Consider the following 21,376-nt stretch of genomic DNA (forward strand, 5'->3'; position numbering starts at 1 on the left):
CCAAGCGTGCGAAAACTTGCCATCCGTGGACCGCCTCCCTATCGTTATCGTCAATTGCCCGCCAGGCAACGTGCCTTGCGGGCTCGTTACCAGCGCTTCATCCTCCGCTTGCTCAGCGCCAGACTGCTTTCAGGTTTGCCGTCGTCGAGTAGGGTGGCCTCTTGGGTCCCCGTGAGCGGAATGCTGATCGTGCTTCGCTCATGAGAGGAAAACCCATGACCACCTTTGCTGAGCTCGGCCTTGCCGAGCCAGTCCTGCGCGCGCTTGCCGAGCGGGACTACACCACCCCTACGCCCATCCAGATCGACGCGATCCCGGTCGCGTTGGACAAGCGCGACCTCATCGCGTGCGCCCAGACGGGCAGCGGTAAGACCGCCGTCTTCGCGCTGCCGTGGTTGCACCACCGCTACAACGATCTCCAGCGCAATGCCGGCTCGCAGGGCCGCCAGCCCGAGGCGCTCGTCCTCGTGCCGACACGCGAGTTGGCGATTCAGGTTGCCGACGCGTTCGCCGCATACGGCAAGCACGTTCGCTTTCGCGTGACGGCTGTCTACGGCGGCGTCGGTTACGGCCCGCAGACCACCGCTCTGACGCGCGGCGTCGATGTCCTCGTCGCCACGCCGGGCCGGCTGATCGACCACCTGGAGCGCGGCAACGTCCGCCTCGACGGCGTGAAGTACCTGGTCCTCGACGAGGCGGACCGGATGCTCGATCTGGGCTTCCTGCCGCAGGTCCGGCGCGTCCTCGAGGACGGCCGCGTGCCCAAGGCTGGACGACAGACGCTCCTCTTTTCGGCGACGATGCCGCCGCAGATCGCCGCCCTCGCCAAGGACTATCTCCACAACCCTGAGCGCGTCGAGGTCGATGCCCCGAACACGGCGGTCGATCGGATCGAGCAGCGGCTCTACCCGGTGGCGCAGGACCAGAAGCCGGAGTTGCTGGCACGGCTGCTGCGCGACGAGGAGGTCGAAGCGGCCCTCGTCTTCTGCCGGACCCGCCGGCGTGCCGACAAGCTGTCAAAGGCCTTGAACCAGGCCGGCCTGACGAACGCCGCGATCCACTCCGACGTGGCCCAAAACAAGCGCGAGCAGATTCTGGACGCGTTCCGCTCGGGCAAGTTGCGGCTGATGATCGCCACCGACGTCGCGTCGCGCGGTCTCGACATCCCTCACCTGTCCCACGTGATCAACCTCGACGTGCCGACGATGGCGGAGGACTACGTCCACCGCATCGGCCGCACCGGCCGGGCCGGTCGCGAGGGCATCGCGATGACGCTCTACTCGCACACGGACGAGGCGCTATGGCAGGCCGTCGAGGCCCTGACCGGCCTCAAGCTGCCGCCGATCAAGGTCCCCGACTTCGACTATATGGTCGACGACTCGGAGCCGCTGTTGACCCGTCGCCAGCAAGCCGACCGCAACCGCGTCGCCCGCGCCGCCGGCCAAGGCGCCCCGCGCGCCCGCGGCGAGCGGACGCGCCAGCCGGCCGGCCGCGCACCGGTTGCCGGCACGCCGGTCGCCCGGTCGAACGGCGGTCGATCGACGTCCCAGGCGCCCGCTCGCGCGGCAGCGCCCGTCGGCGGCGGACAACCGAGCCGCGACGGTCGTCGCTCGGACGGTCCCGCCCGCAACGGCGACGGCCGGCGCTCCGACAGCGGTGGGCGCGCGGACAACGGTTCACGCGGCAGCGACGGTCGGCGGGCGGTGGGTGCGCCGCGCACCGGCGCCGGCAACGGGAACGGCGTGTCGCGCCGCGAACCGGCGGCCGCGTTCGGCGGGCGACCGGCGCCGCGCCAGGATGACCGCCGTACCAGCGAACCGCGCCGCGACGACCGCCGGCCGACCGAGCCGCGCCGCGTTGCGCCGGCCGATGGCGGCGGCCGCCCGGTGCCGCCGGACCGGCAGGCCCGCGGCGTCGTGAACATCGGCATCGAGCCGCGACGCCGAATGACGCCCGAGGAGCGGGCCGCGCTCCTGGCGAGCGACGGTCCGACGCGCCGCGACAGCGACCGTTAGACCGGCTGGGTCAGTCCAGATGGCGCGCATCGAGGTCTCACACGCTTCCGTGCTCGACGCCCCGGCGTCGTCGGTGTACGCCGTCATCGCCGACTACGTCGACGGCCACCCGCGCATCCTGCCGCCGCGCGTCTTCCACGACCTCACGGTCGAGGAAGGCGGCGTCGGCGCAGGGACCGTCATCCGCTTCGGCATGCGCGTGCTGGGCGTCGATCGCTGGATCCGCGCCCGGATCACGGAGCCCGAGCCGGGCCGCGTCCTCGTCGAGTCCGGCCTCGATGGGAACGACGTCGTGACGACGTTCACCGTCGATCCGCTGGATGGCGGGCAGCGGGCGGCGGTGCGGTTCGATACCGTCTGGACGGAGCCCGGCCTTGCCGGCTGGGTCCAGCGGCTCGTCGCGCCGCTCGTCCTGCGGCGGCTGTACGCCGAAGAGATGGCCAACCTCGAGCGCGTGACACTGGGGCCGGCGTAGGACCGCGGTCGGACCGGCGTATGGGCCGGTCGCGCCGCGGATGCAGATCATTGGTGTGACGGTCGACTTCGGCAAGAGAGACAGTGGCACGTATTATGCGCCGCTGTCTCATCGCGTCCGTCGCAGTCGCGCGCCAAGGAGGTCTACGTTGCATCCACCGATCTTCGGACCATTGTTCCCTGCCATCGCACTGCTCGACATGGCAGTCCCGATCGCGGTGAAGGCCTTCTCGTTCGGACTGGCGGCCGCCGTGTACCTCGTGGTGATCATCACTGTCGGCGAGGGGGTCGTGCTGCGTTGGCTTGACCGGTCGCAACGTTGGCCGGCCATCTGGAAGGCGGCGGTCGCGATGAACGTCATCTCCACGATTGTCGGCATCGTGTTCAGCCGCTCGGGCAGCGCGCTCGTGGAACGGCTCAGCGGGCTCCAGCCCTTTGCCTCGCCCTACGGGTACGCCGAGAGTCCGTCGGACCCGGGTGCCCTCGTCGCCTGGTTCGGTGCGTTCGCGTTCCTGTGGCTGGTCACGGTGCTCATCGAGGCCGTCGTCCTGCATCTCGTCCGCGGCGACGGGCGCTGGCGGCGATCTCTCGGCCACGCCGCCGTGGTCAACGCTGTCAGCTACGCGCCGCTGGCGCTCGGCCTCCTCGTCGTATTGCAACGAGTCTACGGCGGCGAGTACTAACCGTCTGACCGCCGAATCTGCCTCGAGGAGACGACACCATTTTCGTCGCCCCACCCCCGATCACCGCCAACGCGGCCACTGTCAACCCGGCGCACGCATCGCGCCGAAGGGTGCCGTTCATGCACGCCGCCGCGGTCCCACCGCTCCTCGGCCTCACCCACGCCGTCTCCGATGGCGCCGCCGGCCTCTCCTCCTCGGCGCCGTCGCCGCCGCCGAAGGACCCCAGTCCGCCGTCCTCATCGCTCTCTTCTACAACGCCCTCGCCTTCGCCACCCAGCCGTTTGTCGGCTGGGCCGTCGACCGCGTCGGTCGGCCGCGGGCGGCGGTGCTCGTCGGTATCGCTTGCGGCGCCGCCGCGGTCATCGCGCGGCCGCTCGATGCGCTGACGGCGGTCGTCCTGGCGGGCATCGGATCGTCGCTGTTCCACGTCGGCGGCGGGGCGATGACGTTGGCGGCCGCCGACGGGCGGGCGGCGCAGGCGGGCGTGTTCGCGGCGCCGGGGGTCGTCGGGCTGGCCGTCGGCGGGGCGATGGCGGCGGGCGGGTGGACGGCCGGCGGGCCGTGGCTCGCGCTGTTGGGGGCGCTCGCGACCGTCATCGCGCTGCTGCCGGCGGCGTCCGTCGATCCACGGGACATCTCGCGGCCGGTCGAGAAACGACGCGATGGCGATGCGCCGGGTCAGAGCGCGTCGACGTCGGGCCGCGCTGCGGCGCATCAGCTCGAGCTGCACGACCTCGTCATGGCGCTGCTCCTGATGGCCATCGCGCTGCGGTCGACGGTCTGGACGGCCGTGCAGTTCGTCTGGGCGGGCCAGCACTCGGCGTTGCTGGCGCTCGCGCTGGCGGCCGGCATCGGCAAGGTCGTCGGCGGTTTCGCGAGCGACCGGTTCGGGCGGCGCAATTGGGCGCTCGGGGCGCTGACGACAGCCGCAGCGCTCCTGTCCTTTGCCGACCAGCGACTGGCGCTCCTCCTTCCCGGGGTCGCCCTGCTCCAATCGGCGACGCCGGCGATGTGGCTCGCCGTCGCCGACCGGCTGCCGGGCCGCCCCGCGCTGGCGTCGGGCCTCGTCTTCGGCGGCGCGATCGCGCTGGGCGGGGCGCCGCTTTGGCTCGGCCTGCCGACCGCGCTCGGGGCGGCGGTGGCGCTGGCGGCGGCGGGGGTGTGGTGGCTGAGCGGCGTGTCGCCGCCCGGCGCGGCGCCGCTACCGCGCGAACCGTGACCCCCATGGCAGCAGCGCGCGCCCGTCCCATGCGGGCCTGACCGTCGCTGTCGGCGCGGGGGTCGACGGAGCGGTCAACGTCGGCAGACGATCGGGCTCGGCGCAGACCTGCCGCCACCAATCGCTCTCGCCGTCGACGGGCGGGCAGCGCGCCAGGAAGACCGCCGAGCCCCCGGACACGTCGACCGCGCGCTCCGAGCGCACGAACAGGATGCCCTCGTCGTCGGAAGTCGTCGTCCAACGGTTGGGTTGGGTGCAGGGCATGAAGCACACGACGTGCGTCGCGCGCGGTTCGAGGTCGGTGGCCAGCAGCTCGAGGCGCAGCGGCAGCGTGCCGGAGATCGACAGGTACGCGGTCGCGACCCGCTCGCGTGGCACGCTGGCACTTTGCACCACGGCGCGAACGACGCCGTCACCGTCCTGGACGACGACGTGCGCCGCTCTGGCGCCCGGTCGATCCGTGCGCCCGCGGCTCAAGAACACCGGCAGCGCCGTCCGCCCGGTGTCCGTCACCGTCAGCGCATGGACCAGCAGGTGGTTGCGACCGGCGGTCGACGAACTGCGCGACGCGCTCTCGACGCGCCACATTCCCGGCTCGGCCGGCGTGCCCTCCAAGCCACTTGCCCCCGCGTCGCGGTTCGCGCCGTCGACCCAGTAGCGGTGGCCGGGACCGCCGATGGCCGTGAGGCCCGCGTCCAACGGCGCGAGCGCGTGCATCGTCAGGCGGCCGCCGGTGCCGTTGTCGAACGTAAAGCGGTCGGCATCGGAATGCAGGATACCGTCGTCGACCGTCCCTGTGTCGACGACGGCGTCATCGAGCGCCGGACGCCCGGGCAGGTGCAGCGTGAACCGCGGCGGCGACGTGCCGTCCGTCGTCCGGACGCGGTCGGTGACGACGACGAGGTCGGGGCGGAGGAAGACGATGTCGCGCTGGACGGACTCGACCTTGGCGACGTTGCCGGCGGTCGCGTGGGCCATCGAGTTGTAGGCGGACGTGAGGTCGCTCTCGATGACGGTATAGGCCGGCGCATCGGCGAAGGCGTCGATGCGGCCGGCCTCGAAGTGCAGGCCGGCGCCGACGTTCGCTCGCCACTCCGACACGCTCTGCATGCACTGCGCGCAGCCCCCGCGGGCGTAGGTATGGATGCGCTGGCCGCCGTCGTTGACCTGTTGGGAACCGAGCGACGGATGCTGGTCGAACGTCTCGCCGATCCGCGGGATGAGCAGCGTGTTGTGCGCAACCGTGCGCATGTAATACGCCTCGCGGTGCGGCGTGCCCCAGTTGGCGTACACCCCGGCGTCGACGGTCAACGGCCCCTTGCGCCAGAGGTCGAGGTGGCCCTGGTCCAGGTGCTGGTGCCCGGTGAACCACTTGCCGGCCCGGTAGCCGAGCGTCGTCTCGCCCACGCCCCAGCCGGAGCGGGCGATGACGTAGCCGAGGTCGTCGCGCGCCCAGATGCGGCCGAGGGGCGGCGGGTCGCCTGGGGCGTTCGTGTCGTCGGGCGCATGGGACGGCACGTCGAGCGGCAGGTTGTACGGCAGGCTGTAGCGGTGGATCGGGTGGTACGTCCCGTCGCCGCCCACGAACGACCAGTCGGACTCGAGATCGCGGCCCCACTTCGCCAGCACACCGTCGCCGTACACGCGCGCGATGCTGTCGACGAACGGCCGATACTGTTTGTTGGGCCATGACTGCCCGGTCGGCATGTCGCCCCCGCGCAGCAGCGTGCGCTTGCCGTTCGGACCGTACGCATCGAGCGTGCCGTAGAGCACGTGGTGGCCGAGACCGCGCAGCCAATCGCCTTCATCGACGGCGATCGTCTCGAACAAGCTGGCGTGCGCCGGCGTGTCGCGCTCGACCGACGAGTCCCAGGCCCGCAGCGCGTCCATGACGTACTGGCCGGGCGGGTCGGCCGAGAAGAAGTGGCTCCGCTCGTAGTTGTAGCCCTCGGGCCATGCGCCGCCGACCACGGCGTAGGCCTCGAGGGCTCGGCCGCGGAAGCGCTCGACCGCCGCCTGCAGGAGCGGTCCGCAGCCCGAGTGATCGTCGTCGCAGGCGAGCGCCATCAGCGCGAGCGATGCGGCGAGCGAGGTGTAGCCGTGCCACAGGTGGGGGCCGTTGGAGTCGAGGACGCTCCGGACCGCACCTCCGCAGTCCGCCCACATGCCGTTCATCTGCCGGCGTTCGGCGGCCGACAACGTGTCCCAGATCCAGTCGTACGCCAGCGCGTAGCCGCCCCACGTGCTGTGCTCGACGCCGACGTCGCCCGAACCGCATGTGTTCCACGCCAGGAGCTCGGTCCTGACGCGCCCGGCGGCGGCCACGTCGCCGACGAGAAGGTAGCGCATGGCATCGTCCAGGATGTGCCGGCCGCCGATCAGCTCGCACTGTCCCTTCAGCTCGGGCCGCGCGCAGGCCGCACGCAGCTCGTCCAACGAGACGCCGCGATACCCCCCCACGATCAGGCGCGGATGACCGCCGAAGATCGTCGGCTGTTCCTCTTGCGCCGCGCGTTGATGGCCCACGCGCAGCGCGAGAGGCTGGCCCAGCGAGGCGTGGGCGTCGGCAAGCCCGGCAACGCTGAGGAACGCCAGCGCGACGACCGCTCGACCACTGGGCCAACACCGGGTCATGATCGCCTCCCGACACGCGCGGGGTCGTGTTCGAGGCCAAGGTTACACCCAGACGGCCGCGAGTCAGCCCCAATTGTAATCAAAGTGTAAATTCCGACGCCCGGCGACCGATCGGCTATCCCTGTCTCCGGCCGACAGTGTTCATCCCCAGGGGTTCATCCCCAGGGCGTCATTCGGATGTCGTGACGACGTCCAGCCTTCGATTCATGTCGATCCATGTCTTCCGGACACGCTCCATGGCACCGAGCGGACGGCCGGCGCCGGATCGACGCGCTGAGCACGGGAGGTGAGTCGCATGGTCGGAAGAAGCACGGGGGTGCGATCGAAGTGGGCATCGCTTGGCGCGGCGTTCGTCGCGTTGGTGGCGATTGGTGCGGTGCAGGTTGGGGTGCTCGGCCGAAGCACCCAAGTGTCCAGCGCCAAGCCCGCCGTCCAGGATGTGACGACGTGCAACGCCGAGACGCAGAAGTCGATCGCCCCGGAGACGGTGGCGCTCGGGAGTTCCGTGGACGCCACGCTCGTCGTCAGCGTCACGTGCGGCGCCAAGCGCCTGCCGGTCGACCTGATCATCGTCGGCGACGACTCGTTGTCGATGACGCGTGCGGACGTGGGCGGCGGCGCGGGTGGACGGCCGACGGCTACTCGGCGCGTTCCCCCGCCGGATGAGACGCCGGACCCGCGCGCCACGGAGGACCCGGGCGGCGGGGTCGGTGGTACGCCTGGGAGCGGCAGCAACCGCGACGAGCCGGCCTTCTGCGCCAACGTCGGCGGGGGCTTCCAGCCGACGGCCACGAACACCCCGCGGCGCCCGCCGCGCCGAACCGCGACGCCCGACCCGCAGGCCGGGCGCGAGATCGCGCTCGAGCCGGCCGGCGAGGAAGACCTGCTGCGTGACGAGAAGACGTTCGTCCGCGACCTGCTCGAGCAGCCCGTGATCCAACGCGACATGGCCTCGGACCGGCTGCGGATCGGCTTCGTGTCGTTCGCGGCGCAGGCCAAGGTAAAGATGAACCTGACGAACGATCCGTCCGACGTGTCGAGCGGCGCCAACCGGATGCGCGGATTCGACCTCTCGAACCCGAACGCAGGGTTGAAGGAAGCGGCGAAGTTCCTGAACGGCAACTCGAGCCGCGCCAATCTCGGCGACGACGGTCGGGTGACGATCGTCATCCTCATGAGCGACTTCCAGTTCTGCCTGAAGGATCTGCGCGGTTCGGAGCTCGACCGGACGACGCACGTCATCTCCGTCGGTTTCGGCCGCAATCTCAACCGCAAGAACCACCGGTCGTTCGCCACCCACGGGAGCATGGTGCTCGAACCGGGCGAGGTGAAGGCGATCATCGAGCTCTATGAAGACGTGTTGGCCGCGCCCAAGCCCGTCGCGCTGACCGACCTCAAGGCCAAGGACCAGGTCGCGGCGAACATGACGCTCGACCCGGCTTCCGTGGACCCCGTGACGGCGACGATCACCGGCCAGCTCATCGAATGGCAGCTGCCCACCGGGACGATGCCGCAGACGCTGACGTATCGCGTCGCGCCGCAGGAGCCCGGCGTCTGGCCGATCAGCGACAGCGCCGGCATCGAGTGGACGGACAGCGACGGCTTGAAGGGCATGATGGACTTCCCGGCCGCCCTCGTCGAGGTCATCCCGCAAACCGCAACGCCGACGACGGTCCCGACGAGCACGCCCACCGATACGCCGACACCCCTTCCGACCGCCACCGCCACCGCGACGCCGACGGCAACGCGGGTGCCGAGCGACCTCTACCTGCCCGTCGTGTTCCGCAACTGGCCGGAGTGCCGTCCCGAAGAGCAGACGATCGACGTCGCGCTCGTCATCGACACGTCGATCAGCATGGCGGACCCGACCCATCCGGGCGGCCCGCGGAAGATCGACGCGGCGCTCGCCGCGGCGCTCGAGATCGTCAACCTGCTCAAGCCATCGGACCAAGCGGCCGCCATCGGCTTCAACGCGACGAGCCATATGGCGGCACAGCTCACGAGCGACAAGGCGGCGCTTGCGGCCGCGCTGCAGACGCTGCCGGCCACGCAGGCTGCGGGCACGTTCATCGATACCGGCCTGCAAGCCGGCACCGAGGAACTGCTGAGCGCGCGTCACCGCTCGGAGAACAAGCGCTCGATCATCCTCGTCACGGACGGCGCGCACTCGGGTCCTGACATCCAGCTCGTCCACAACTGGGCGCAGACCGCCAAGAACGCCGGGATCGCCGTGATCACGGTGGGCCTGGGAAGCGACATCGACGAGGCGCTGCTGCGGCAGGTGGCCAGCGACCCGGCCCTGTTCTACCCGGTGCCCGACGCCGCCGACCTGCTGCGCATCTACCGCGAGGTGGCGCGCATCATCCCGTGTCCGTAGTCCTGACCGCCATGGCCTGAGTTCAGTCCGCGTTCGCGTGATGGAGTGATGTGGAACACGATGCCGTACGCCGGTCGCCCTCTGAGGCGACGGGCGTACGGCATCGTCGCGTGATTCGGTGTATCCTGCCGCCGCCGCGCACACCGCCGGCGCGCCGATCCCGCCGTTTCACCTACAGCGCCTGGAGCCGACCGTGCACCCTGCCCATCCGTCCACTCGTCCGGCCGCCGTGTCGTCGTCGAGCCACCGCGCCCGCGCGTTCGCGACGATCGTCGCCACCGGCGCGCTCGGCGTTCTCGCGCTGTCGCTCGGCGCCTGCGAGAATCCCACCGCCACACCCGCCGAGCCGACCGCTCTGCCCGCGACGGCCGAGCCGCCGACGGATGTGCCGCCGCCGACCGCCATCGTGACCCCCACCGCCACGCTGACGCCGACGGCCGTCGCCGCGCCGACGCTCCCGCCGCCTCCCCCGGTCGTTCCGACGACCGCCGCCGTCGCCCAGCCGACGGTCGCCGCACCTGTCGTGGCCCCGACGACCGCACCGGTGCCGACGGCCAACAGCGGTCTGCCGGTCATCGAGTTCTATCCGGACAACGGCCAAGCGAATCTCGGCAAGGATCAGCTTTGCACGGCGGTGAACTGGCGCACGGAAAACGTGACGGATGTCCGGCTGCAGATCGGCGGCGGACCGGCGACGTCCGTGGCCGCAAGCGGGCGGCAGGGCGACATTTGCTTTGGCGAGGACAAGCTGAAGATCAGGCTCATCTACAAGCACACGGACGGCCGCGAGGAGAGCCGGGAAATCGACCTTACCCGCGAGGACGACTGATCGACCCGGACCGTCCGTCCCTCCGAACACGCGTCAGACCGTTCGCACCGCCCGCCAGACGTTCCAGGCAACGGCGGTGAAGATGGCGACGATCACAACGCCGACGACGAGGTTGTAGTCGCGCATCACGCGCGTGAGCGCTTGGACGTTGCCGCCGAGGACGCGGCCGAGTGCGAGCAGGCAGCCGTTCCAGATGAGCGAGCTCACCGTCGACCAGAACAGGACGATGCCGAGCCGGTAGTCCATCATGCCGGCCGCCACGAAGAAGAACGTCCGCACGCCGGCCAGGAATCGGTTCACGACGAGGTACATCGGGCCGTGGCGGTCGAAGCGGTCCAGCAGCATCGTCACGGCCACGCGCGTGCGCGGCGTAAGTCGATCGAGGCCGCGCCGCGCGACCGCCCGCCCGGCCCACCACGAAGCCGCGGACCCGGCCACCGCGCCGGCCGTCACGGTGACGAACACCGGCCACATCGGCCAGCCGAGCGCGGTGAAGAGGGCAGCGCCGGCCACGACGACGGTGTCGCCCGGAAAGGGCGGCAGGATGTACTCGAGGAACGTCCCGGCGAACAGCACGGCGAAGATCACCCACAGCGGCAGGTTGCGCAGTTGATGCAAGAGAGCGTCGATCTCCACGTCGGGTTGCCTGTCGTGCGCTGCCGTATACTTCGGGCGTCGATCGTCCGTCGGTGCCGGGAGGGGGCGATACTGTAGCACGCGCTTCGCCCGGCCCTGTTGCTCATGCGCCAGAGGGATGCGTACCCCAATGATCGAGCCCGGCCTGCCCGTTCCCGAGGTCGCCGAGAAAGGCGGGCCAAGGGATGGTGCGCCGCAAGTGCTGGACCGACGTCTGTACATGCAGTTGCAGGCCTTCGGCGGCTGCCCGGATCCCGGGCCGCTCGTCGCTGCACTGACCGCCGCACCGTTCGGCGCCGTCCTCTACGCCGACGCCGGCGACCCGCGGGGCGTCGCGCTCTTGACCTTCGCCACCGACCCGACGTTCTTCGTCGCCGAGCTGCGCGCCTTCCTGAACACCCCGCCGTTTTCCGAGCTTGCCCACAAGCCCGAGCTGACGATGTTCGGCCGGACGTACAGCCTCGGCTATGAGCCCGACCTAGCCGACACGCTCCTCGATCGCCCGCGCCGCGCCGTGCTGAACCCCGACGAGCGCTGGGCGGTGTGGTACCCGCTGCGGCGCAAGGGCGCCTTCGCCGCCGCACCTCTTTCCGAACAGCGCGAGATGCTCAAAGAGCACGGCACGATCGGCATGGCCTACGGCCGCGCCGGACTGGCGCATGACGTCCGCCTGGCGTGCTTCGGCCTCGACACCCACGACAACGACTTCGTCGTCGCCCTGACGGGCCGCGACCTGCACCCGCTCTCCAAGGTCGTCGAGGAAATGCGAAAGACGCGCCAGACATCGACGTTCATGGACCGGCTCGGGCCGTTCTTTGTCGGGCACGCGGTGTGGCAGCGGGATGGAGTGGGCGGGAACGCGTAGCGTCCCGTGATCTACGGCCCCTTCCTCCGGCGGTAAACCGTCGCACCCCCCGGGACACCCGTCCCGCTCCAGCGCGCCCCGTGTAGACAGGGCCGACGCGAACCCAAGGCCCCTCGCCCTCGTGGCGGGGGGCCTTTCTCGTTGTGCGAATTCTTGTTGGGCTTGTGCGCTTGCTGGTTGAGCTTGAGCGCTTTGATGGGTGTGATCTCTGGGATCCGCAGCGCGCCTGGATGGGCTTGACGATGCCTTGACGATGCCCTCACGCCCGCCTGACGCCCCCCCGGTAGTCTGTCGCCGCAATCAGGCACCGGGGAGGCGCGGACATGTTCGAGGGCAACTAGATCTCTGTCGACCACACCACCATGACGGCCACGGCAACCCCCGCATCGCGCGGCGGACGCCGTCTCGACGGACCCACCGATGACGAACCGCCAGCTGGGCTGGCAAGGCAGGAGCAAGGCGATGATGACGACCGATACCCCGTGGCACGAGAGCTTCATGGTCCGCCTGTGGGCGGAACCGGACGGCGAGCAGCTGGTCCTGCGGGGCAGCGCGCACAACGTGCAGACCGGGCGGACGGTGTACTTCAACACGCTGGACCTGCCGGTCGGGTTGATCCGCGAAGCCGCCGAGCGCCTGAGCGGGGCGCAGGAGCGGATGCTGTCATGAGCACGCGAAGCCCCGGCGCCAACGCGCGCCCTCCCTTGTCGGAACGAACCCCGCGTCCCAACGGCATCGGCAGCCGTAGGACGCCGGCCCATACCGCGGCCACTTCCGGCCGCGCCGCTTCCCTCGTCGCGGCGGAGCTCGCTCCGCCAACCATCTCACTGTCGGAGGTCGAGATGAACACGAAACTCACTGGCAAGCTTCTCCCCCAACTTCTGTTCGCCCTTGCGGCGGTCATGGGCCTGGCCCTTGGCGCCGCCCTTCGCGCTCCGGCGGCGCTGGCGCAGTCGGCGCCGCAGGCCGGGCCGGACACATCGCACGACGTCACCGCCCCAGATGCGCCCGCCCTGACGACGGACGTCGCCTCGGCCGGCATGGCGCCGCAGGCCGGGCCGGGGATCCCCGGGCCGAACCCGCCCGCACTGCCGGCCATCCTGCAGCCCGAGTCCGCCGCGTCCGAGGCGTTCCTGCCGATCCTCGGCTACCTCGGCAACGACGAGGTCTGCGACACCTGGGTCACCGCCCAGAACGTCGGCGCCGGCTTCACGGCCGTGTCGCTCGTCCTGTTCGGCGCGCCGGGCTTCTGCACGCCGCAGGCGGCCGGTCCGCTGAAGATCGAGTGCTCCGGCATCCTCAAGCCCGGCAGCAGCTGGAACTTCCTCGGCGCCCAGATCCCGGCCGGCGCCAAGAGCGCGCAGGCGTTTGGGCTGTCCACCAAGATGTTCAGCGATCTCGGCCTGCTCGGCTTGGTCGGCGGCGAGGACGACATCATCGCCGCCTACTTCTGCGAGACGCTGTTCTTCAACATCGTCGGCGACGCGGACGACTACCGCCGCTTCAAGTTGGCCTACGACACCGGCGGCGTGTTCGGCGGCATCCCGATGGACCTTGCCGTCGGCCAGCCGATCGCCGTCGAGGTCTACCGCCGCTGCGTCGGGCCGGACAGCCCGGGCACGATCACGAGCAAGTACGGCGCGATCGGCGGGCGGCGGCTGGGCGTGTACGACCCCGTCTACGGCGGCTACACCACGTACGTGCCGCTGCTCTACGCCGGCGCCTCGGGCTACGAGAGCTGGATGTACATGCAGAACGTCGGCTACGAGTGCAGCACGGTCGAGATCTGGTTCCAGCAGCAGGACACGTGCCTGCGCGCCACGATCTGCGAGGTCTTCACGCTCTCGCCGGGCGAGACGTACCAGTGGGCCGCCAGCGACTGCGTCGGGCCGGGCTGGGTCGGATCGGCCTGGATCCGCACGAGCCAGCCGATGGCGATCGCGATCGACCACATCGCCCCGAGCCTGTTGATGACGTACGTGGCCGGCTACGGCTACCTGCGCTACACCTTCGACGGCGAGTACACGTTCAACCCGGCCAGCCAGATGGCGTACGGCCCGCTCGTGTTCAGCGAGTACAACGGCTGGGACACCGGGATCGTCGTGCAGAACCTCTCCCACGTCGTGAACGCCAAGGTGAAGGTCTACTTCCTCGACCGCTCGGGCGACATCGTGACGACGCTGGTGGACTGGGTCTGCCCGCGCGGCAGCCAGAGCTTCTTCCTGCCGGCGATCGCCGACCTGCCGGGCAGCTGGGTGGGCAGCGTGCGCGTCGAGAGCCAGAAGTGGGCGACGCCGGGCGGCCCGGTGGTCGAGGCGCCGCCGGTGCAGGGGGTCGTGCAGCTCGTGCAGTACCCGGACATCCAGCGGCTATCGACGAACGAGGGGATCGCCTACAACATGCTCCAGGAGTACGACGCGTACGACTGGCAGCTGGGCAACCACCGCGGCGGCAGCGCTTCGGGCACGACGGTGCTGGCGATGCCGCACCTCGTGAAGGACCTGTCCAACACGGGTGTGACGGATGAGATGGCGATCACGAACTTCATCCCGGTGCCCGGCTTCACGGACTTCGCGATCTACATCTACGACAGCAACGGGCTGATGGACTACGTCTGCCAGAAGCTGAACGAGAAGCAGGTGGAGTACATCGACCTGGCGACGTGGGGCTACGTGAACAACGGGTTCAAGGGCAGCGCGATCGTGAGCGCGACGTACTGGCACCACCCGCTGTTCGACGGCAAGGGCGAGTTCCTGCGGCACGTCGTGGGCCTCGGCGCGGTGACGATCACGCGCAACGGGGCGGTGCTCTCCGCCGAGGACATGCCCGGCGACGAGGCTTCGGGCACGCTGGCCTTCCCGATCCACAACAGCTTCATGTTCATGGGCCTCGAGCCGCCGGACTGCCCGGGCCTCGACCCGGCGCCCGGCCCGGCGGACTGCCCGCTGGAGATCGAGATGGCGAGCGGCAACCTGGAGCTCGACATCCTCGACGGGCAGACGACCGAGCACACGATCAAGGTGCAGCACGGGCTGGCGGACGTGTTCCAGATGTGCGAGGTGACCGACGTGGACGTCCAGCTGAGCGTCCTGCACTCCGACGACAGCGACCTCGACGTCGACCTCATCCACACCGTCGACCCGACCGGCGTGCCGGTCTCCACGACGGCGGACCTGTTCAGCGGGATCTGCCCCGGCGGCAGCGGGATCGTGGCTGAGATCGACGACGACGCCGCCACGCTGATCGGCAGCGTCTGCGCCCCGATCGGCGGCAAGTACAAGACCGCCGGCAACACCCTCAGCCTCTTCGAAGGCGAGTTCCCCGGCGACGACTGGACCCTCCGCATCACCGACAACGGCGCCGGCGACCAGGGCAAGCTCCTCAACTGGACCATCCAGCTGCGGACGCGGACGAACTACTAGGGACGAGCACGAACCGGTAGGTTTCCACGAGCCGGTGCCGCCACCGCCGCCGAACGGGAACGGCACCCCCAGTCGCACGGACCCCACGACGACACGACATCGCACGGTTTGACCGATCGACCTCCGACAAGGTCCGACACGGGATCACCACCGCGGCCCCCTCGCCAACAACGAGGGGGCCGCGGTGCGTTTGCGGCCGACGCCCGCCATCCCCGGCCCATGTCGTCATGCCGCCGCCCCAGCACGCGGATCATTGTCTTGTCCGGCTCGGCCCGGCATCATGATCGCCCCTGTCCGACCCACAGACCCGGAGATCCCCCGATGCCACGCGCCCACCGCGGCCCGCCCCCCCGTTCACGCGCCGCCGCCCTCGTCGTCTGCGCAGCGGCCCTCGCCCTCGCCGCGTGCGACGGCGCGATGTCGCCCAACGAAGCGGATGTACATGCCCCCGCGACGCTGCCGTCCGCACCCGCCCCGACGCTGTCGCCGCCCGACGCGGAGCGCGGTCCGACATCGACGCCCGATGCGGGGGCGGCGTTCGTCGGCGGTGACAATGCAACGTTCCAGGGCGTGACGATCGTTTGGCCGGAGGGCCTGGCAAACGGCGCCGGGGTGAAGGCCGAGCCGGCGACGGCGTCCAGCCCCGACGCGGCGCCGCCGGCGACGACGTTCGTGCTGGACGGCTACGCCGACGCCGAAGCGCAGTTCCCGGCGACCGTCAAGGTCTACGCGCTCGGGCAAGGCGGGCCTGACCTGGCGGACGCCGTCGCGTCGCTCAAGTCGATTCTCGCCGAACAGCCGGCCGAGCCAAAGGTTCCGATGCCGGCGACGCCTGCCAGTCGCGTGTTCATGACCCACATCCATTATGTCGACGGCGCCGGTTACCGCGGGGTGCGGTTCGTCACACAGCTTGCCCAGGACATCCAGCCCATCAACAACGCCTCGCTCGTCTACGCCTTCGAAGGCTTGACCGACGACGGAACACGCTGGATCCAGGGCCGCCTGCCGATCGACGCCCGCAGCGATGCCGTGCTGCCGAACGCGAACATCGACGACTATGCCGGCTTTGCGCAGCGCTTCGACAGCTATCTCGTCGCCACGACCGCCGCCGTCAACGCCCTCGCGCCGTCGGACTTCACGCCGACGTTGGACGCGCTGGACGCGCTCGTCGGGGGGCTGCTGCTGCGCTGATCTCCGCCAACGGTACCCGCACCCCCTCCGACGCCACCGCCCCGGTCGCCTGCGACGGCACTGCCCCGCGCCGTCCGACCTCGACCTACGCCGTCCGACCCGCCCATGGGAAGTACTGCCGTCTGCTCGCTCCCCCCGGCACCGGCGTCGCCGGCGCGTCCGGCGCATCCGCGCGCGCGCGCACGACGCCGTGCAGCGTCGGCGTGAAGCCGGGGAAGACGCTCGGCAGCGCGGCGTTCGCCAGGCGCTTGAGGACGATCTCGCCCAAGACGTCGCGATAGTCGATCGTCACCGCCAGGTCCTCGCCGCCGGACAGCGCATCCGGCTCGAGGCCGGGCCAGATCGTGTGGACGCCCTTCACGACACCGCCGCCGAGGACGAACATGCAGTTGCCGTGGCCGTGGTCCGTGCCGTTGCCGCCGTTCTGGGCGACGCGTCGGCCGAACTCGCTCATCGTGACGACGGTCACGCCCGGATCGTCCAGCCGGCGGCCCAAGTCCGCGGCGAAGGCGGCGAGGGCCGCGTCGAATGAGGCGAGCAGGCGGGACATCAGGCCCTCGGTCGGGTCGCTCGAGCCTTGCCAGACCTGTATCGCGTGCGTGTCCCACTCGCCGATGTCGACGCACGCCACCTCGAGGCCGACGTCGGCCTTGATCAACTGCGCGATCTGCGCCAGCGACCGGCCGAACGACGTCTCGGGGTAGGCGGCGCCGTTCTCGGGCCGGTACTGCTGCGGGTCGGCGCGCTCGAGGATCGCCAGCGCCTCGAATGCCCCGAGCGCGTTCTCATCGAACCAGTCGCCCGAGCCGTAGAGCGAACGCAGGCGGGACTGGAAGGCGGCCAGGTCGAGGTCGGCGTCCAGGTGGAAGTCGGCGATGCTGCGCAGCGCGGCGGCCGAGACCGGACCGTAGAGGCTGAGCGGCAGCATGTCGCCCATCCCGACCGCCCGGAACGGCGATCCGTTGCGCGCCGCGGTGGCCTCGAGGTGGCGGCCGATCCAGCCGGTGTTCACGCTCCGCTCGCCCGGCGTGCCGCGCTCCATGTAATCCATCGCGTCGAAGTGGCTGCGCGAGTCGTCCGGCGAGCCGACGGCGTGGACGACCGCCAGCCGCCCATCATCCCACAACCGCCCGAGCCCGGGCATGGCAGGGTTCAGCGCGAAGCGGTCGTCCAGCCGCCGGCCGCTCTTGGCGTCGCCCGTCCGTGGCGCCTTGATCGCCAGCGCAGGGCGGAGGTCGTAGTACCGGCGCTCCTCGTACGGGATCACCGCCGAAAGCCCGTCCATCCCGCCTCGCTGGAACACGCACACCAGGACGTCGCCGCGCGGTGGCGCGTCCGCGGCACGGAAGGCCAGGCGGGGCATCCAAGCGGGCAGGGCGCGGGCGGCGGCGGCGGCGCTGGATGCGATCATCGAACGACGGGTTCGCAGAGCGGTCATCGTGTGCACTCCGTCATCGCCACATGAAATACGGGCTGTCGAACATCAACCCCACCACCATCGGCACCCGCTGCGCCGCGTCGTCCGCCGTGACGCGCCCCGACCCGCCGTCCGCGACGATCTCGACGAGCATCGCCCGGTCGTCGGCCAGGAGCGGCCGTGGCAAGAGACGGTCGGCCCAGTAGTCGACGATCGCCCCCGCGTCGCCGGCAACGCCGTCGGCCGCCATCTGCTCGACGAGGTCGATGTCGATGCCGCCCAAGCGGTTCTCGGCGGCGGCGAGGCCGAAGTTCCAGCGGGAGAGCATGATGTGCGCCCCCTTCCAGCGCGTACCGACGTCCGGGTAGCCGTCCGGCGAGCGCCAGCGGAAGGGCATGTGGGCCATCAGCTGGAGGTAGCGTTCAGGGCGGCCGGTGTAGTCGCCGTCCTTGGGGATCGTGAGCACGCACGACGCGTCGGCGCCGAGGGCGCGCAGCACGGCCGCCCAGTACTCCATCGGCCGCCGGATCTTGGCCGGCCCGCCGCCGCTCGGTTCGGCGACGGCGGCAGCGAACTCGGGCGATGTGAACACGGCGCGAACCATCGCCCGGATGTCGCCGTCCGCGCCGAACGCCGCCGCGACGCGCTCGACGAGGGCCACCGGCGGCTCGTCGGCGACGAGGCGGGCGCAGAAGCGGCGGGCAACGTGCCGGCGGCAGCTCGGATAGTCGACGAGCCGGTCGAGGATCTCGTGGCCCGCATCGACGCCGGTCGCGCGAATGGGCAAGCCGAGGACGGTCTTCGCGCCGCTGTCATGGTCGGCGGCACGGAATTCGAAGCGCCACGTCGCGTCGGCCCGGTTCCAGCCGGTGAAGCAGCGCGCGACCGCCTTGACGTCCGCCTCATCGTAGCCGCCGCCGACGCCCAGCGTATGGAGCTCCATCACCTCGCGCGCGTAGTTCTCGTTCGGTCCACGGCGCGTGTTCGTCAGCGTGCTCAGGTACTGCATCATCGCCACGTCGGCGGCGTCGGCATGCAGGAGGCCGCGGAAGGTGAGCAGCGCATGACGGCGCAGGACGTCGCGGTCGGCGACGGTCTGCATCATCATGTGGTAGTCGTCCATGTAGACGCTGAAGTGGTTCGCCCAGTGGTCGACGAGCACCTCGAGCAGCTGGTGGCGGCCGTGCACCGCGCGGTACAACGTCGCGGCGACGAGCTCATCGCGGATCCGGGCGCGCTGGACGAGGTCGGCCGAGGCGTCGTGGATCTTCTCGGCCGTCCAGCCGAGCGTCTCGAGCGGCCCGAGCGCGGCCTCGACCGCCGCGTCGCTCCCCGCTGCGCCGACGTCGGCGGCGAGCTGCGCGTCCAGCCAGCCGCGCGTGCCCATCGCCTCGACGCGCGCGACATCGCCCCTGCCCTGTCCGAACGTGGCACGCGACAGGAGGTGCCGCGCGGCGCCGGGCGGCGGCATCGCCCGCGTCCGCCCCGCGGCGAAAGCGACGCTCGGGCGGCGCAGCCAGTCGGCGACGTCGTCGCCGCGGAACGCGGGGCCGAGCGCGGCGGCGGCGGCAGCGGCGGAGCTGCCGGCGATCAGGCGGCGACGGGTGATGGGCATGGCTGGGCTCCTGGTGGTCTACTGCCTTCCATGGGCCCGAGGCCGACTTACGTCACCACCGCTTCGCTCACTGCGCGCCGTCGAACTTCCACTGCCCGTCTTCCTTCACGAACAGCTCCTGCCAGTCCTTGCCGTCCTTCGTGATCGTCAGCGTCGCCCGGTCGCCGTCGATCGTCTCGGACTTCACCTCGGTCCCCTCCCAGATCGCCAGGAACGACTCCGGGCCGATGCCCTCCAGCGACTGCGCGCCGAGGTCGGCCATCGTCTTCTCCATGCCCGCGATGAACTTCTCGCGCGGCGAGAGCGACGGGTCGAGGTCCGCGTGCGCCGGGTCGGCGGCGTCCGCCGCGCGCATCGTCGGACCCATCGCATCGTAGAACGCGCCCCAATCCCTGGCCCCGACGGCAGCGCGGAGGCGGTTGTAGGCCTCCGTCGGCGAGCCACGCTTGGCAGCGGATGCCGGATCGGCGGCCGACGGTTCCGAGCCCGTGCCGGGCGGTGCGACGGCCGTGCCCCCGGCAGTGGACACGTCGTCGCCGGCCTTCGGCGCCTGCGCCGGCTGCTTGCCGCAGCCGGCGGCCAGCCCGGCGGTGAAGACGAGGGCGAGTGCGAGCATGAGGGCTCTGGGCGAGGACATCAACGCATCTCCTATGTACGAGCCGACAGCTGGAAGAGCCGTAAGCTGTAGGCTGGACGCTGGAAGAGGCGGACTATGCCCGGGGACGATCCGAGCGAGCGCCGCGCGTCGCACGGCTCTGGACGAGCGCCAGCACGCCCGTCGCGAGGCCGATCGCCAAGACCGCGGCCTGCAGGATCGTCTGCATGGGGTGCCGCGTACTGCCCATGAGGATCGCCTGCACGGCGATCCAGATGAGGATGCCACCGGCACTCATGCCCGCCCAGAACCACGCGCGCGGCCGGCGCTTGAGCTCCGTGAACGCTGCGTACCCGTGCAGGAGCCCGAGCCCGAAGAGAATTGCGCCCGGAACGCGGTAATCTGCGAACGGCGTTCCGTCCAGCCAGTCCTGCGGGATGCCGAGGCCGGTGCCGTCGGGCGTCCGGATAAAGCTGTAGCCGGCCGCCACCGCATTCAGGCTGATCAGGACGAGCAGGACGATCAGCACGACACGTGTCCATCCGCTCGGTCGGATCGCGGTTGCGTCGGGCGCGCGGCTCGTCATGGCGCGATGAAACCATCGACCCGACGGTCTGTCAACCGCCCCAGCGGCACGTGCGCTTGTTGGGCCACAATGATGCGGCACCATCGCGGTGGGGTGCGGATCATCCGGAGGAAGGGCATGACGCACCTGTGTCCGGGTGATCAACCGCTGTGACCGACAGGTGGACGTGCTGCCGGGACGATTGACACGCCGTCGGGTCGATGGTTTCATCACCCCATCCTCCAGGGAGTGGCCGATGAACGACCGGAAGCGCGAGCAACAGGCGATCGCACCGGACGCCGACGCGGGGATCAGCGCATGACGGACAACGACGCCCGCACATCCGCCAACCGCCTCGGCCTCTGGGGCGCCGGGATCACGCTGCCCGGCATCGTCTTCTCCAGCCCGATTGCCGTTGTGCTCATCAGCCGGCTCTACCCGCAGCCGACGTGGCAGGACGCGCGCCACCGCCCGCGCACGTTCGTCGCCGTTGCGTTCACAACGGTGTTCGCGATGCTCATTTGCATCAACCACATCGTTCAGGCGACGTTCGTCCCGGCGCTCGTGCGGGACGGCCAGGCCATATACGCCTCGACATCGTCAGCGAGCTGACGATGACGCACCCGATCGCGCTCAGCTGGGCGATCGAGATGTGCGGCATCGGCATGCTCGGCGTGGCGACGTGGCCTTTGCCGGACGACGCGGCCCAATCGGCCGCGTCGGGATGAGGCTCGCCGCTCGGACAGCGCTGTTCGTCGCGGCCGTCACGATGCACACGCTGCCGGCGACGGGCATGGCGGCCGCTTCCCCGGGGGGGGGGGGGGGGGGGGGGGGGGGGG

The 21,376-nt window shown here is 70.6% G+C and carries 16 protein-coding genes; 10 read left to right on the top strand and 6 right to left on the bottom strand.

The window, feature by feature from the left end:
* Positions 1-215: 215 nt before the first annotated feature.
* The 3 genes from IPG72_13840 (at position 216) to IPG72_13850 (ending at position 4,391) form a co-directional block, all read left to right on the top strand.
* The gene (locus IPG72_13840; GenBank protein ID MBK6770065.1) at positions 216-2,015 is read left to right on the top strand and encodes a DEAD/DEAH box helicase; all 1,800 of its coding nucleotides are present in this window, start codon (positions 216-218) and stop codon (positions 2,013-2,015) included.
* A 19-nt stretch (positions 2,016-2,034) separates the two neighbouring features.
* On the top strand, positions 2,035-2,490 hold the full coding sequence (locus IPG72_13845; GenBank protein ID MBK6770066.1) for an SRPBCC family protein: 456 nt from the start codon (positions 2,035-2,037) through the stop codon (positions 2,488-2,490).
* Between the two features lie 497 nt (positions 2,491-2,987).
* A complete protein-coding gene (locus tag IPG72_13850; GenBank protein MBK6770067.1) occupies positions 2,988-4,391 on the top strand; it encodes an MFS transporter in 1,404 nt (467 codons plus the stop codon).
* Here IPG72_13850 and IPG72_13855 read toward each other — a convergent pair.
* On the bottom strand, positions 4,374-7,025 hold the full coding sequence (locus IPG72_13855) for a heparinase II/III family protein (GenBank protein ID MBK6770068.1): 2,652 nt from the start codon (positions 7,023-7,025) through the stop codon (positions 4,374-4,376). The two genes, IPG72_13850 and IPG72_13855, sit on opposite strands and share 18 nt — an antisense overlap.
* Before the next feature lie 316 nt (positions 7,026-7,341).
* Here IPG72_13855 and IPG72_13860 point away from each other — a divergent pair, with 316 nt between their 5' ends.
* The gene (locus IPG72_13860; GenBank protein MBK6770069.1) at positions 7,342-9,402 is read left to right on the top strand and encodes a VWA domain-containing protein; all 2,061 of its coding nucleotides are present in this window, start codon (positions 7,342-7,344) and stop codon (positions 9,400-9,402) included.
* Between the two features lie 118 nt (positions 9,403-9,520).
* Entirely contained in the window at positions 9,521-10,231 is a 711-nt protein-coding gene (locus IPG72_13865; GenBank protein ID MBK6770070.1) for a hypothetical protein, read from the top strand.
* A 33-nt stretch (positions 10,232-10,264) separates the two neighbouring features.
* On the opposite strand, the gene IPG72_13870 is transcribed toward IPG72_13865, so the two are convergent.
* Positions 10,265-10,867, bottom strand: coding sequence for a VTT domain-containing protein (locus tag IPG72_13870; GenBank protein MBK6770071.1), 603 nt, complete (start codon positions 10,865-10,867; stop codon positions 10,265-10,267).
* Positions 10,868-10,997: 130 nt separating this feature from the next.
* Here IPG72_13870 and IPG72_13875 point away from each other — a divergent pair, with 130 nt between their 5' ends.
* The 4 genes from IPG72_13875 (at position 10,998) to IPG72_13890 (ending at position 16,345) form a co-directional block, all read left to right on the top strand.
* Positions 10,998-11,732: a chlorite dismutase family protein gene (locus tag IPG72_13875; GenBank protein ID MBK6770072.1), complete on the top strand. Its 735-nt coding sequence runs from the start codon at positions 10,998-11,000 to the stop codon at positions 11,730-11,732.
* A 420-nt stretch (positions 11,733-12,152) separates the two neighbouring features.
* Positions 12,153-12,401 (top strand): hypothetical protein, encoded by a 249-nt coding sequence (locus IPG72_13880; GenBank protein ID MBK6770073.1) that lies wholly within the window; start codon positions 12,153-12,155, stop codon positions 12,399-12,401.
* A 173-nt stretch (positions 12,402-12,574) separates the two neighbouring features.
* Positions 12,575-15,154: a hypothetical protein gene (locus tag IPG72_13885; GenBank protein MBK6770074.1), complete on the top strand. Its 2,580-nt coding sequence runs from the start codon at positions 12,575-12,577 to the stop codon at positions 15,152-15,154.
* A gap of 321 nt (positions 15,155-15,475) precedes the next feature.
* Positions 15,476-16,345 carry a hypothetical protein gene (locus tag IPG72_13890; protein ID MBK6770075.1) on the top strand — a complete coding sequence of 290 codons (870 nt, stop codon included), beginning with the start codon at positions 15,476-15,478 and terminating at the stop codon, positions 16,343-16,345.
* An 85-nt stretch (positions 16,346-16,430) separates the two neighbouring features.
* On the opposite strand, the gene IPG72_13895 is transcribed toward IPG72_13890, so the two are convergent.
* From IPG72_13895 to IPG72_13910, 4 genes are all read right to left on the bottom strand, one after another.
* A complete protein-coding gene (locus IPG72_13895; protein MBK6770076.1) occupies positions 16,431-17,783 on the bottom strand; it encodes a DUF1501 domain-containing protein in 1,353 nt (450 codons plus the stop codon).
* Positions 17,784-17,796: 13 nt separating this feature from the next.
* Complete coding sequence (locus IPG72_13900) at positions 17,797-19,377, bottom strand: DUF1800 domain-containing protein (GenBank protein MBK6770077.1); 1,581 nt, start codon at positions 19,375-19,377, stop codon at positions 17,797-17,799.
* Between the two features lie 67 nt (positions 19,378-19,444).
* Positions 19,445-20,014 carry a hypothetical protein gene (locus IPG72_13905; protein ID MBK6770078.1) on the bottom strand — a complete coding sequence of 190 codons (570 nt, stop codon included), beginning with the start codon at positions 20,012-20,014 and terminating at the stop codon, positions 19,445-19,447.
* A gap of 73 nt (positions 20,015-20,087) precedes the next feature.
* Positions 20,088-20,558 carry a hypothetical protein gene (locus IPG72_13910; protein MBK6770079.1) on the bottom strand — a complete coding sequence of 157 codons (471 nt, stop codon included), beginning with the start codon at positions 20,556-20,558 and terminating at the stop codon, positions 20,088-20,090.
* 297 nt (positions 20,559-20,855) lie between these two features.
* On the opposite strand from IPG72_13910, the gene IPG72_13915 reads away from it, so the two are divergent.
* Entirely contained in the window at positions 20,856-21,149 is a 294-nt protein-coding gene (locus IPG72_13915; GenBank protein ID MBK6770080.1) for a hypothetical protein, read from the top strand.
* The last annotated feature ends 227 nt before the right edge of the window (positions 21,150-21,376 follow it).

It is taken from the genome of Candidatus Avedoeria danica (assembly GCA_016703025.1).
GTDB lineage: Bacteria > Chloroflexota > Anaerolineae > Epilineales > Epilineaceae > Avedoeria > Avedoeria danica.

Excerpts from the sequence above, each read along its gene's own strand:
- IPG72_13885 (MBK6770074.1), top strand. The coding sequence starts at position 12,575 with ATGAACACGAAACTCACTGGCAAGCTTCTCCCCCAACTTCTGTTCGCC.
- IPG72_13880 (MBK6770073.1), top strand. The coding sequence starts at position 12,153 with ATGACGAACCGCCAGCTGGGCTGGCAAGGCAGGAGCAAGGCGATGATG.
- IPG72_13900 (MBK6770077.1), bottom strand. The coding sequence starts at position 19,377 with ATGCCCATCACCCGTCGCCGCCTGATCGCCGGCAGCTCCGCCGCTGCC.
- IPG72_13890 (MBK6770075.1), top strand. The coding sequence starts at position 15,476 with ATGCCACGCGCCCACCGCGGCCCGCCCCCCCGTTCACGCGCCGCCGCC.
- IPG72_13910 (MBK6770079.1), bottom strand. The coding sequence starts at position 20,558 with ATGACGAGCCGCGCGCCCGACGCAACCGCGATCCGACCGAGCGGATGG.
- IPG72_13840 (MBK6770065.1), top strand. The coding sequence starts at position 216 with ATGACCACCTTTGCTGAGCTCGGCCTTGCCGAGCCAGTCCTGCGCGCG.
- IPG72_13905 (MBK6770078.1), bottom strand. The coding sequence starts at position 20,014 with ATGTCCTCGCCCAGAGCCCTCATGCTCGCACTCGCCCTCGTCTTCACC.
- IPG72_13855 (MBK6770068.1), bottom strand. The coding sequence starts at position 7,025 with ATGACCCGGTGTTGGCCCAGTGGTCGAGCGGTCGTCGCGCTGGCGTTC.
- IPG72_13895 (MBK6770076.1), bottom strand. The coding sequence starts at position 17,783 with ATGACCGCTCTGCGAACCCGTCGTTCGATGATCGCATCCAGCGCCGCC.
- IPG72_13915 (MBK6770080.1), top strand. The coding sequence starts at position 20,856 with ATGACGGACAACGACGCCCGCACATCCGCCAACCGCCTCGGCCTCTGG.
- IPG72_13875 (MBK6770072.1), top strand. The coding sequence starts at position 10,998 with ATGATCGAGCCCGGCCTGCCCGTTCCCGAGGTCGCCGAGAAAGGCGGG.
- IPG72_13845 (MBK6770066.1), top strand. The coding sequence starts at position 2,035 with ATGGCGCGCATCGAGGTCTCACACGCTTCCGTGCTCGACGCCCCGGCG.